Below are 12863 nucleotides of genomic sequence, written 5' to 3' on the forward strand. Positions count from 1 at the left end.
GGGAATTCACGATCATATCTGAAACTCTGGTTCGCTCCCGCTCACGCTCAAACTTCCGAGTCCCAGATAACGGTGATGTTGCCGCTCAAGGTGTCACTGAATCCTGGCCGGAGCAGAGAGTCGATATCGCGTGCCGATATCTCGAAACGCAGCGATCCTGCTTTGCGATCCACGTAACGTCCAGGCTGAAAAGGTCCTCGCCAACTGTTGTGCGCCAATGTGAAAAGCTTGACTTGCCCGTCGCCGGGGCCAGGGGTGTCGCCGAAGTGGATCCCCGTTGGCAGGGTCATTAATGTTTTCACCCCGATGCTGGTCCCCCGTCCGCGCAGATAGCAGATATCACCGCCCAGCGAGTCGCACTGCAACATGACCTTGAAACGCGACGAGGCCGAGAGGTAAAACGGTTGATCGCGGTAGATCCGGGTCGGCTTGCGACCGCTTTCGATCCAGCTGCGCCACCCCCCTTCCGGCTCCAGCACCACCTTGTTGCCGCCCGGCGGCAGGTCGACCTTGAGGGTGTGTTGCACGTCCAGCACGAAATCGAGGGTGAGCATCCAATCATTCGGTGTCATCATCGGTCCCATGCTGAAATCACCCGCTGGACCAACAAAGTAAGACATAGACCCGTTGTAAAGGCCGGACGACATGCCCAAGGGGTTCGGGGTCCGCAGCTCATAGGCGATATCCAGGTATTGCAAAGACATGCTCGGGATTGTGTACTCGGCGAGTTTGGTACAGGCCGCCTCAAGAGGCGTCTTCCAGAAAAACTCATAGGCGGCGGCACTGTATCCGCCAATGCCGCTGTACTGACAGGGCGACGGAGCATTGACCCAACTGCTGCCGCCCCATAACTTCTGATGGCCTTCGAGCATGTCGGTCACTCCCACCAGATTGGCGGCTGAATCGCTCAGGACATATCTGGAGCCGAGACCGGTGATGCGTATTTCGACGGTTTCCGTTTCCTGCGTATCCTGATTGGTTACGGTCAATTGCCGCCAATTGGCTGGCACATTCACTGCCACACCTTCACCGGGCCTGATAGCGCGAAAGGACTGGAATCCAATCGGTACCCGTATGCTGAACATCCTGTTATCGGCGCACTCACTCGGATTGATCGCACAGTAACCGCTATTCGGCGTCTTGTTGATGAATTCATTCTTGTTCGGCTGTGCCGGATCCGGCTGGAACAACGCGCGGACTTCCTGATTCGCCGCCTCCACCGACGGCACGCAAAGTGCTGCCAGCAAGCCCAATGTCACTGCAAAATTTTTCATACCGTCAATTCCGCCTTATGTCCCATGGAGGTTGCACCATTCGCCTTCATTCCCCTGGTGCCTTGGCGTTGAACAGCAACATCACGTTGCCCGCGTACTCCCCGGACCGATAACCACCGCTCGGTTTCACCGGTTCTATTTCCAGCAAAGCCCGTTTTCCCGCCGACGCTTCAGCCCTGGACACCACCTCTCGCGGGTTGGGGTCGGCACTCAACTCGACGCCGTTGAAACTGACTCGCAACACAATGTCGTCGTCCGGCCTGCCGTTCGACAGGTAGGCTGCGCTTTCCAGACGTGCTTCAATCGCGCTGGTGTCATGTCGCACATCGAAATTTTTTCGAACACTGCCCAAGGATGAAGTGGGGTAGTTCCAGAGCAGTTGCTGGGGCCGGTGGATCCAGTCCGGTTCGGCCGGAATGACGTAAAAACCCCGACTCGGGACCGCCAGCGACACTTCGAACGTGTGTTCTTCGCGAGCGGCCCAACTCATGGCGCTCATCAGTCCGGTGATTGCCATCAGTAAGACGACGGCGCATTGCTTGTTCATATTGATTACCTACCGCGTCATTGGAGGCAGCCGTTAGCGGCTCACCACCTTCATGTCCTGCTTGCGCTCGCCTTCGATCAACTTGAAACGGTATTCACGGCCCTTTTCCTTGTCGAAGCCATAGGACTTGCCTGCCAGTACATGGTGCTTGGTGGTCGCTCCACAGTCGGTCTCCTTGCTCAATGAGCAGCTTTTGAATTCATCGACGACGAGCACCGTGTTGCCGTTGTTGCGCAACTCGTAGCGGCTGTCAGTTTCATTGATGGCCGTCTCGAAACGGGCGTCTTTGGGCCGCACGAAAAAAATCGTACCGAACCCCGTCATCACGTTGACCCCGGCGCTCAAGGTCTTCTTGTAGTCTTCGCGTTCCTCGCTGCTGACCACGAATTCGTCTTCCTTCTCCGGCACCACCGGCACGAAACGCACACGGAAATAGCGCTCGCGCTCACGCTCGCCCATGTACAGCAGGCGAGTGCCCTGCATGCCCTGGGCCGGTACGATCAGCCGCGCCGGGCTGGCCATGAGGCCATTGCGCGAAGCGTTGTCAGCAGCGGTCCGGACCGGAATTTCCCGAGGCGTACCGTCGGTGTCATAAACGATTTCCAGCACGTTGACCTTGACGAAAGCGGTGCTGTCGCCGCTGTTGAAGACCCGTTTCAGGTAAGTACTCTTGTCAGCATCCAGGTAGTCATACACGGTGCCGACATTGATTTGCGGCCCGGCGTTTGCCGTCATGCAAAACACACTGAGTACTGATAGCAAAAACAGACGTGTCATCGTCTCAACCCCACATGAAATGAAAATGGCCGGTTCCGGACGCTCAAACTCCCGCATTCCAGGTAACGGTGATGTGGCGGCTGACCTGTTCATACGGTCAGCCCGCCTTCTGTTCGGTGATATTGATATCGGCCAGCGTGTCCGGGGTGCAGCGCAGATCGCCGATCATCAACACATTGTTTTCGCTGCGATGCCGGTCGGCCTCGAGACGGAACTGGCACAACAGCTGATTACCCTGACGCACTTCCAGCGTCGGCGAGCCGGCGTTCATTTCCATGGAGAAGAAACCGTCGACTTCCGTCACCCCGCGACTGGCGTGATTGATCACGTGGTGGCCCTTGAGCGGCTGTCCCTTTGCGTCAACCAGCCGGCCGAGCACCGTCAGGGTTTTCATCACGCGGATCTTGCGGTACTCCACCCCGCCCTTGTTCAGGTGATAACGGGTGCGGGACGGTTCGATGGTGGCCGCCGGGACGTGGTTGCCTTCGAAGTCGAAACTGACCGAGCTGTTCTGGTAGGCGGTGATCGGGATGAAGTTGCGCCCCGGCTTCAACGCCGCGCTGCCGCCGCTGTAATCGTCAGCGCGCAAGGCAATGTCGTCGATGTCCGATTCCACATCGACGATCAGCCCGGCACCGCGCATCTCATGCTGACTGGTCAACACCATCTGCTGACCGCCGATGACCAGCGTGCTATCCAGGTTCAGGCCACCGGTGAAATTGCCGTTAAAGGACGAACGCTGGACGAAGCCATCGCCATTGATCGCGTCGGTGCGAAAGTTCGCCAGGCTGGACACGCCGACGCCGTAGGTGTCGGTGAGCGCCGTCACCGAGACGTTTTGCAGTACGTGATCTTTCAGGTCTTTGCGCCATCCGAGGGAAGCATTGTTGTCGCGGCTGCCGTCCCGGGCCGTGCGTGAACCGATGCTGCCGGTAATCTGCTGGCCTGGCGCACCGAGTGCCAGGTTGACGCTGAGGTCGACGCCGCGATTGCGCGCATTGCCGCTGCTGAAACTGCCCGGCCGGTCGAACAGCGACAGGCGCCAATTGCCATCGCTGCCAAACAGCTGGGTGCGCTGGTTCCATCCCAGGTCCACGCCGAAACCTTCAACATTGCCCTCGCTGTGCGACACCCTGGCATTGATCGAATTTTTGCTGCTGAGCCGATGGTTAAGTGCCAGCGACGAATTGCTGGTCTCGCCTTTGAACACATTGCGTTGGCGCACTCGCGTTCCATCCGGCAGGGTTTCGTAAAGATTGGTGGTGTCCAGCCAGCTGCGGTTGTGGCTGACCACCACACTGCCGGCCCCATAGTTGTAGAGGCTTTGCAGATCGAGACCGGTGCCGTGATCCTGCGTCTGGTAAACGTTGGCGTAGAGGCTGATGTGATTGGCCAGGGTCCAGTCGATGGAACTGCCGTATTGCAGTTTTTCGCGAACCTGGCGCGCCGACAGCCCGAGGATCACTCGCGGGTGCATCAGGTAGTTGACCGCGGCCCCAGCCGTGGCACTGCCGCTGGACTGCTGATCCCAGTTACTCAACAGTTTGCTTTCTTCCCCGGCGAACAGGTTGTAGCGCCAGCGTTCGTCGAGGTTGCGCCAGTTGTTGGGCTTGTACACCAATTCCTGAGTGCTCGAGGTGATCTGGCCGTCTTCGATCAGGCGCACTTCGACTTCGTAGATGCCACCCGGCAACGGTCGTGTATCGAGGGTCTGCAAACCGGCGGGCACCGACTGGGTATTGATCAACAGACCGTCGCGATAGATCTCCACCGATCCCTGGCGATTGGCCGTGACGTAGATCGGATACACGCTGGGCATCGGACTGCTGATGGCCAGGCTGTCGGAGCTGCCGTACATGACGCCGACGGCCGTGTCTGGACTGGTGCCAAACGTGCGCGGTTGACGGGTCAGTCCTTCGGAATTGGGGGTGAAATAGCCCAGGCGAAAAAAATTGCCCTGCAATTCGCGCTGGGTGTATAGCTCATGGACTGCGTGATAAAGCTTGTCATCCGGGCCGCCGAGACGGGCCAGTTGCATGTTGAATGTCTGGCTCCAGTTGCCCAGGCTGGCGCTGGCTTCAAGGCCAAAACGTCCGCCCAGATCCTGCTCCTGGCCGCCATTGAGGTTGAGCTGGTTGCGCACCATCAAACCGCTGCTGCCGCCCTCGGGCTGTGCGTAGTAACGCTTGGCCTCAACGTCGCGTTCAGCGTTTTCGGTGAGGATCGATACCAGCGAGTTTTCCAGGTTGTAATGCACGGCCAGCACTTGATCCGGACACGAACCGGTGCAAGCGCCCAGCGGCACGCCTGGTTTGAGATAACTTGCCCACTTTTCCCGCTCGGCAGGGCCGAAGCGGTTTTCGCTGGTGTCGGTAAATTCGAGCAGGGTGATGCGATCATCGCGGGACAACACCACCATGGCCTCCCCCAGCGGCTGTTGATCGAGCTCTACCCGAACAGCCAGAGGCACATCAAAAAAATGTTCCTCGAAATCCGCCGGCAGACCTTTGGCCTGCGCCAACAGACTGCGCGGTGTGGTACCGGCCGAAGAAACGGGAGCCGCCATTGCACTGGCACAAAACAACAGCGCAAGCGCAGCCGCGATGGGTGTCATCGGGAACATGAACTCTTACTCTGAATGACGAACGGGTGGGAATCCGGCGAACAAGCCGTATTGACTGTCCACCGGAGAACGCCACTTGAAAAAGTCAGCGCTTGTCGCTTGAACCCTTGATCAAGGAGTAACGATTGGAGGTACAGCGTCAAAGGTCATTGCCACGACACCGGTGTAGTCGCCCGGCTGGAAGCTTGTACCCTTCGCCGTGATTTTCAGCGGTGCGCGATAGTTGGCATCGGACTCGGCTTCACCCACAACCAGTTGCGGAGTCAGGGTCAGTTCCTTGTTATTGAACACAACGCTCAAATCAATGGCTTGAGACCCGGAAATCAACTTTGGCGCACTTTCCAGGCTGGCATGAACCGAACCGTTGTTATTGCGCACATCAAAGAAACCATTGACTTCGCCCATCTTGCCGGTGCTCGGCAGATAGCTCATGTCCTGGTCCTTGTTAACCAGGTCAGGATCAGTCGGCACGACGTAGAAACCGTTGGTCGGCACGTGGGCGATGAGGTTGATGGAGTGACGAGCTTCACCCGCAGCAAATGCCATGGAAGAACCTAGCGCCAGAACAGCCAGTGGGGCAGCGATCGCGAATTTCTTAAACATCGTTCAGTACCTGTTTTCTTTAAAGGATCGGTTCATTGGAAGTTCAAACAATGCATACCCCCGAAAGGCAGTAATGGTTTTGGCTTCCAACGCCGGGGCATGATCAACTGTGCGATCTGGAAAGTAAGCAGGCAACTTCCGATGATCGCGTAGTTCAACAACCTTATGACCGGCACGAAAAAAGAACAAATAAGTCAAATACCAAACGGTGACTGTAAGTTATGCCTTACATACAGTTTTTCTTAAAAAACCATACAGCAGTTTCGACTTTATAAATGGGGACTTCGCGAAGAATTAGAATATATGCTCAATAATATGCCGGCGTTAGCATTAACTTTCGGAACCTCTGCGGCTGACGGCAAAAAAACATCCCGATCGCTGATAAAAAACCTCATTCGAGGTCGGCACCACTCGTCAGATGCAGCAAGCCTATGCGCAAAAACGCCTTGCCTGCTCCTAAAGATATATCTTACGTTGTATCTAAACATGACGAGAGAAGCAAAAAATGAGAGACCATCATTCTCCCCACCGCGAACACGGTGATGGCCGCGACGGCTTTGAAAAGCGCCTCGGCCGGGAACGCGGCGGCCGTGGCCCCCGGGTGTTCGCCCCCGGTGATCTGAAACTGCTGTTGCTGGCGCTGATCGCCGAGCAGCCGTGTCACGGCTATGACCTGATCCGGCAGATCGAGAACATGTTCGACGGCGCCTACAGCCCCAGCCCTGGCGTGATCTATCCGAACCTGACCTTTCTGGAAGAAAGCGAAATGATTCAGGGCGATGCCAAGGACGGGAAAAAACGCTACAGCGTGACCGACGCCGGCCGCCGTTCATTGAGCGAGCAAGCCGTTGCCCTGGACGGCGTCCGCATGCGCATCGACGTCAGCAAGCGTTCATTACGAGGTCACGATCGTCCGGCCGAGATCCACGAAGCCGTGCACAACCTGCGTCACGCCTTGCAAATGCATCATGGCCGCTGGAGCCCGGAAGAAATCCTGAGGGTCCGCGACCTGCTCAACAACGCCGCCAAAGCCATCGTCGATGGTCCCGCTACTCAAGCTGTTCAGGAGAATGTTGAATGACCGCAGCCGCCCCCCAAACCATCCACCGTGTGATGCATGAAATCAAACGCCGTCGCCTGGAAGTGCTGCGCGTAATCGACCTGACACCGCGCATGCGCCGGATCACGCTAGGGGGTTCTGAACTCGCCGGTTTTGTCAGCCTTGGCACCGATGACCACGTCAAACTGCTGTTCCCGCAGAACGCTGCGGAGCAAGCGGCACTGGAAACAATGGTGCTCGGTGCCGGCAAAGACAACGGACCGATGCCGGCGATGCGCGACTACACCCCACGACGCTATGACCTGCAAAAGATGGAGCTGGACATCGACTTCGTGCTGCATGGCGATGGTCCTGCCTCGACCTGGGCCGAGCAGGCCAAACCCGGCCAGTACCTGCACATCGGCGGACCTCGGGGCTCAATGATCGTGCCGGACGTGTTCGACAGTTATCTGCTGATCGGCGACGAAACCGCGCTGCCGGCCATCGCTCGACGCCTGGAAGGCCTGGCGGCTAATCGCCGGGCATTGGTAATCGTGGAAGTGGAGAACGGCGCCGAGCAGCAACGTCTGGAAAGCGCCGCGCAGGTCAATGTGATCTGGGTATTGCGCGAGGGTGGCAAGGACAACCTGCTGACAACGGTGAAACAGCTGCAAGTGCCGAGTGGCAATCTGTATGCGTGGGTGGCGACCGAATCCAAAGTGTCGCGGCAGGTCCGCCGGGTGTTACTCGATGAGCATGGGCTGAACGAGCAGTTCGTCAAAGCCGTCGGTTACTGGCGGCTGGGTGACAGCCTTGGTGAGTGATCAAGGCTTTTGTGGCGAGGGGGCTTGTCGGGCGTGCCATCTATCAAGAGCGATCAACACCAACGCAATCACCACAAACCCCACCAATAAGCCCCCGGCATTCACGAACACCTGTGGATAACCCAGCTTTGCGACATCAATGAACGGATAGGGATAAACCGCCAACTCGTACCCACGCAGCAGTGAATACGCGAAGTACACCAGTGGATAGATCACCCACGCAGCGATATGCCGCAGTCGCAACGTGCCTTTCGGTACACAGAACCACCAATAAGCCAGAAACAGCAGCGGCATGACGTCATGCATCAGTTCATCGGCCAGCCATTGCCAACCTTGCGGATGCCATAAATGGCGCAGCAACACGTTATACGCCAGGCCAACCACGGCAATGCTCACGGCAATCCCGCTGCTCACCCACGACTGCAAGAACCAGCGTCGCGCCGCCGACTCGCGGGACGTCAGTTCACAGGTCAGCACGGTCGCCACCAGCGTATTGCTCAGCACTGTGAAATAGCTGAAGAAGCTGACCAACCCACCCAGCAGACTGGCCGCCAGGGTCCAGCGTGAGTAGAAAATCAGGTACAGCTGAATGGCCAGCCCAGCCCAGCCCAGCACCGCTGCCACAGCAACAAAACGACGCCTCGCGGCAGAACCTGGCGTCGGTGGGTTGACCATAGTCAGACCGGGCGCTTGGTGCGCATCAACTTCACGTACAAGTGCTCGACCTTCTCCCGTGCCCACGGGGTTTTGCGCAGGAAGGTCAGGCTCGACTTGATGCTCGGGTCACTCTTGAAGCAGCGGATGTCGATGCGCTCGGCCAACCCCGACCATTCGTAGTGTTCAACCAGCGCGTTGAGGATTTGCTCCAGCGTCACGCCGTGCAGTGGGTTGTTGTTCTGTTCGGTCATGCCTGGCCTTTAAGCGTAGAAAAGGGTGAAGAAGCCGCGCACCTTAGCCGAGGGCTTCGTTGGTGGAAAGCGATCTGTGTGCTGTCCGTTAAATGTAGGTGAAACGCAAAAGATCGCAGCCTCGTTTCACTCGACAGCTCCTACATGGGAATGCGTTCACCTGTAGGAGCTGTCGAGTGAAACGAGGCTGCGATCTTTTCCCATGGACTGTTACCGAATACGAAAGAATTCATCTCGTTAAAAGCGCTTTCTCTATTTGTAACAGGACATTATCCTTGCGCCCGTCAAGCTGAAACGCTTCTGCTGCCCGCGACTTACTGCCGCTTCAGTTCACTTCCCAGAAAAAGACCCAGAATTACTTCTCCTATGCCCTACTTTCAAACTCCGCGAGACAGCGCTGTCTGCACCGCTATTGCCCGCCGAAAAGCCCTGAACCTGATCGTCGGATTCACCGCGTTGGGCTTCGCCACTTGCACCCAGGCCGCTCCGGCCTTCGACAGCGAGTCGCCGTGGATGCTCGGCGACTGGAACGGCACGCGCACCGAACTTTCGGAAAAAGGCTACGACTTCAAAGTCGATTACACCGGCGAAATGGGCAGCAATCTGCATGGCGGCTACGACCATGACCGCACCGCTCGCTACAGCGACCAGTTCGGCCTCGGCACCCATCTGGACTTGCAGAAGATTCTGGGCTGGGACGACGCCGAGTTTCAGCTGACCATCACTGAGCGCAACGGCAACAACATCAGCAACGACCGGATCAACGACCCGCGGGTCGGCGGTTTCACCTCGGCCCAGGAAGTCTGGGGCCGTGGCCAGACCTGGCGCCTGACGCAGATGTGGTATCAGCAAAAATTCTTCGACCAGAAGCTCGACATCAAAGTCGGCCGCTTCGGTGAAGGCGAAGACTTCAACAGCTTCCCCTGCGACTTCCAGAACCTGGCGTTCTGCGGCTCGCAGGTCGGCAACTGGGTGGGCGGCATCTGGTACAACTGGCCGGTCAGCCAGTGGGCGATGCGGGTCAAATATCACCTGACGCCAGAGCTGTATGCGCAGATCGGCGCGTATGAGCAGAACCCGTCGAACCTCGATCGCAGCAATGGCTTCAAGCTCAGCGGCAGCGGCACCCAAGGCGCGATCCTGCCGGTGGAACTGGTGTGGTCGCCGAAGCTCAACGGCCTGCCGGGCGAATACCGTGCCGGTTATTACTACAGCAACGCCAAGGCCACGGATGCCTACAAGGACAGCAATGGTCAGCCCGCCGCCCTCAGTGGCGAGGCTTACCGCAGCGCCTCGAGCAAGCACGGCGTTTGGCTGGGTGTGCAACAGCAACTGACCAGCCGCGCCAGCGACAACTCCCGCGGCTTGAGCGTGTTCGCCAACGGCACGATGCACGACAAAAAGACCAACGCCATCGACAACTATGTCCAGGGGGGCGTCGTCTACAAAGGCTTGTTCGATGCGCGCGCCAAGGACGACATCGGTTTCGCCCTGGCTCGCGTCCACGTCAACCCGGCCTATCGCAAAAACGCCGAGGCGACCAATCAGGCTCGCGCGGTCTTCGACTACGACGACCCGTCCTTCCTACCACCGCAGGACACCGAATACAGCGCCGAACTCTATTACGGCGTGCACGTCACGAACTGGATGACCGTGCGCCCGAACCTGCAATACATCCGCCACCCCGGTGGCGTGGACAAGGTCGATGACGCGCTGATTGGCGGGATCAAAGTGCAATCGTCCTTCTAACCCAGTTTCTTAATGAACCCTGCCCGCACAGGATCGTCATCTACAGTGAACTTGCGCGGGACTACTTGAAACGTCACGGAGAACCACACTATGAGCACTGATGGTGCTTTGAGTCGAAGCCGTCTGCTGCCGAGCCTGCTCGGTATCCTGCTTCTGCTAATGGGCTTGGCCATGCTGGCCGGGGGGATCAAGCTGAGCATGCTCGGCGGCTCGCTGTATTACCTGCTGGCCGGTATTGGCCTGGTGCTGACCGGGGGGCTGCTGATTGCCGCTCGCCGCGCTGCACTGGGCCTCTACGCGCTGGTGCTGTTCGCCAGCACCGTTTGGGCCTTGTGGGAAGTCGGTCTCGATTGGTGGCAACTGGTGCCGCGTCTGGCCATGCTGTTTGCGTTGGGCATCGTCATGTTGCTGCCGTGGTTGCGCCGTCCGCTGCTACGCGAAGGTGCTGCACCGATGGGCACCGGCGCACTGAGCGTCGCCGTCGTACTGGCTGGCGTTGCTGCGCTGGCCAGCCAATTCACCAACCCCGGTGAAATCAAAGGCCAACTGGACCGCGACAGCGTGCCGGGCATGACCAACACCGCCCCGGCCATGCCCGACGGTGACTGGAACTCCTACGGCCGTAGCGCCCATGGCGATCGTTACTCGCCACTGGCGCAGATCACCCCGCAAAACGTCAACAAACTGGTACCGGCCTGGACCTACCGCACCGGCGACCTGCCAGGGCCGAACGACCCCGGCGAAACCACTGCCGAAAACACCCCGCTTAAAGTCAACGGCATGCTCTACGTGTGCACGCCGCACAGCCAGGTGATCGCGCTGGACCCGGACACCGGCAAGGAACTCTGGCGTTTCGATCCGAAGCTCTCCACGCAAAACGCGGCGAACTTCAAGGGCTGGGCGCACATGACCTGCCGTGGCGTGACGTATCACGATGACGCCGCTTACGCTTCCGAGCAAAGCCCGACGGGCACTGCCAGCCCTGCACCGGTCAGCACTGTCTGCCCACGCCGGATCTTCCTGCCAACGGCCGACACCCGCCTGATCGCCCTGAACGCCGACACCGGCAAGATGTGCGAAGACTTCGGTAACGGTGGCCAGGTCGACCTGAGCGCCAACATCGGGGGCTTCAACGCCGGTGGTTACTACTCCACCTCGCCTCCAGCGGTCACTAAAGACCTGGTGGTGATTGGCGGCCACGTCACCGATAACGTCTCCATCGACGAGCCAAGCGGCGTGATCCGTGCGTTCGACGTGCACACCGGCAAACTGGTGTGGAACTGGGACAGCGGCAACCCGGACGACACCACGCCGATTGCCGAAGGCAAGGTCTACACCCGCAACTCGCCGAACATGTGGTCCATGTTCGCCGTCGACGAAAAACTCGGCATGCTCTACTTGCCGATGGGCAACCAGACCCCGGACCAGTTCGGTGGCGCTCGCACACCTGAATCGGAATTGCACGCTGCCGGCCTCACCGCCCTCGACATCGGCACCGGCAAAGTGCGCTGGCACATGCAGTTAACTCACCATGATCTGTGGGACATGGACGTGGGTGGCCAGCCAACCCTGATGGACCTGAAAACCGCAGACGGCGTGAAGCCAGCGGTACTCGTGTCGACCAAGCAAGGCAGCATCTACGTGCTGGACCGCAGCACCGGCCAGGCGATCGTGCCGATCAACGAAGTGCCAGTACCGCAAGGTACGGTCGAAGGGGATCGCACCTCGCCGACCCAACCGAAATCCGACCTGCACCTCATGCCGCCGCCGTTGCAGGAACGCGACATGTGGGGCGTCACCCCGTTTGATCAGCTGATCTGCCGGATCGACTTCAAATCCATGCGCTACGACGGCCCGTTCACCCCGCCATCGCTGCAAGGTTCGATCGTTTATCCAGGCAACTTCGGCGTGTTCGACTGGGGTGGTATCTCGGTAGATCCGGTGCGTCAGATCGCTTTCGTGAACCCGAGCTACATGGCGTTCAAATCGAAAATGATCCCGTCCGCCGAAATCGCTGCCCAAGGCCCGCGCAAAAGCGAAACCGAAGGCGTGCAGCCAAACAAAGGCGCGCCATACGGCGTGGTCCTCGAAGCACTGCTCTCGCCAATGGGCCTGCCGTGCCAGGCGCCAGCATGGGGCTACGTGGCCGCGATCGACCTGACCACCCAAAAAACCCTCTGGATGCACAAAAACGGCACCGTACGCGACAGCTCTCCGGTTCCGATCCCGCTGAGCATGGGCGTGCCTAGCCTGGGCGGCACCTTCACCACCGCCGGTGGCGTTGGTTTCCTGAGCGGCACCCTCGACCAGTACCTGCGCGCCTACGACGTGAAAAACGGCAAGCAGCTGTGGGAAGGCCGCCTGCCCGCCGGCGCGCAAACCACGCCGATGACCTACACCGGCAAGGACGGCAAGCAATACGTGCTCGTCGTTGCTGGCGGTCATGGGTCGCTGGGCACCAAGCAAGGTGACTATGTGATTGCGTACAAACTGTCCGAGTAAGGTTTAGCGGCGGTTAA

General features: G+C 58.9%; 11 protein-coding genes. 4 read left to right on the plus strand and 7 right to left on the minus strand.

All coding sequences use genetic code 11. The features are described 5' to 3' along the window. Window positions 1-47: 47 nt before the first annotated feature. The 5 genes from ACYZTX_RS24930 to ACYZTX_RS24950 form a co-directional block, all read right to left on the minus strand. Window positions 48-1274, minus strand: coding sequence for a hypothetical protein (locus ACYZTX_RS24930; RefSeq protein WP_462036270.1), 1227 nt, complete (start codon window positions 1272-1274; stop codon window positions 48-50). 46 nt (window positions 1275-1320) lie between these two features. Then, on the minus strand, window positions 1321-1821 hold the full coding sequence (locus tag ACYZTX_RS24935) for a CS1 type fimbrial major subunit (RefSeq protein ID WP_462036271.1): 501 nt from the start codon (window positions 1819-1821) through the stop codon (window positions 1321-1323). Between the two features lie 33 nt (window positions 1822-1854). Then, complete coding sequence (locus tag ACYZTX_RS24940) at window positions 1855-2598, minus strand: molecular chaperone (protein ID WP_462036272.1); 744 nt, start codon at window positions 2596-2598, stop codon at window positions 1855-1857. 97 nt (window positions 2599-2695) lie between these two features. Then, window positions 2696-5221 carry a CS1-pili formation C-terminal domain-containing protein gene (locus tag ACYZTX_RS24945; RefSeq protein ID WP_462036273.1) on the minus strand — a complete coding sequence of 842 codons (2526 nt, stop codon included), beginning with the start codon at window positions 5219-5221 and terminating at the stop codon, window positions 2696-2698. A gap of 111 nt (window positions 5222-5332) precedes the next feature. Further along, entirely contained in the window at window positions 5333-5824 is a 492-nt protein-coding gene (locus ACYZTX_RS24950; RefSeq protein ID WP_462036274.1) for a CS1 type fimbrial major subunit, read from the minus strand. A gap of 505 nt (window positions 5825-6329) precedes the next feature. Here ACYZTX_RS24950 and ACYZTX_RS24955 point away from each other — a divergent pair. Both ACYZTX_RS24955 and ACYZTX_RS24960 read left to right on the plus strand, forming a co-directional pair. Beyond that, window positions 6330-6905, plus strand: coding sequence for a PadR family transcriptional regulator (locus ACYZTX_RS24955; protein WP_462036275.1), 576 nt, complete (start codon window positions 6330-6332; stop codon window positions 6903-6905). Next, window positions 6902-7687, plus strand: coding sequence for a siderophore-interacting protein (locus ACYZTX_RS24960; RefSeq protein WP_462036276.1), 786 nt, complete (start codon window positions 6902-6904; stop codon window positions 7685-7687). The genes ACYZTX_RS24955 and ACYZTX_RS24960 overlap by 4 nt, the downstream gene beginning before the upstream one ends. On the opposite strand, the gene ACYZTX_RS24965 is transcribed toward ACYZTX_RS24960, so the two are convergent. Together ACYZTX_RS24965 and ACYZTX_RS24970 are read right to left on the minus strand one after the other, a co-directional pair. Beyond that, complete coding sequence (locus tag ACYZTX_RS24965) at window positions 7688-8362, minus strand: Pr6Pr family membrane protein (protein WP_462036277.1); 675 nt, start codon at window positions 8360-8362, stop codon at window positions 7688-7690. Window positions 8363-8364: 2 nt separating this feature from the next. Continuing rightward, complete coding sequence (locus ACYZTX_RS24970; protein ID WP_282375289.1) at window positions 8365-8595, minus strand: VF530 family protein; 231 nt, start codon at window positions 8593-8595, stop codon at window positions 8365-8367. A gap of 366 nt (window positions 8596-8961) precedes the next feature. Between ACYZTX_RS24970 and ACYZTX_RS24975 the strand changes: the two genes are divergently transcribed. Next, window positions 8962-10344 carry a carbohydrate porin gene (locus ACYZTX_RS24975; protein WP_462036278.1) on the plus strand — a complete coding sequence of 461 codons (1383 nt, stop codon included), beginning with the start codon at window positions 8962-8964 and terminating at the stop codon, window positions 10342-10344. 90 nt (window positions 10345-10434) lie between these two features. Beyond that, the gene (locus tag ACYZTX_RS24980) at window positions 10435-12846 is read left to right on the plus strand and encodes a glucose/quinate/shikimate family membrane-bound PQQ-dependent dehydrogenase (RefSeq protein ID WP_462036279.1); all 2412 of its coding nucleotides are present in this window, start codon (window positions 10435-10437) and stop codon (window positions 12844-12846) included. The last annotated feature ends 17 nt before the right edge of the window (window positions 12847-12863 follow it).

The sequence above is a fragment of the Pseudomonas sp. MDT1-17 genome (genome assembly GCF_054898105.1).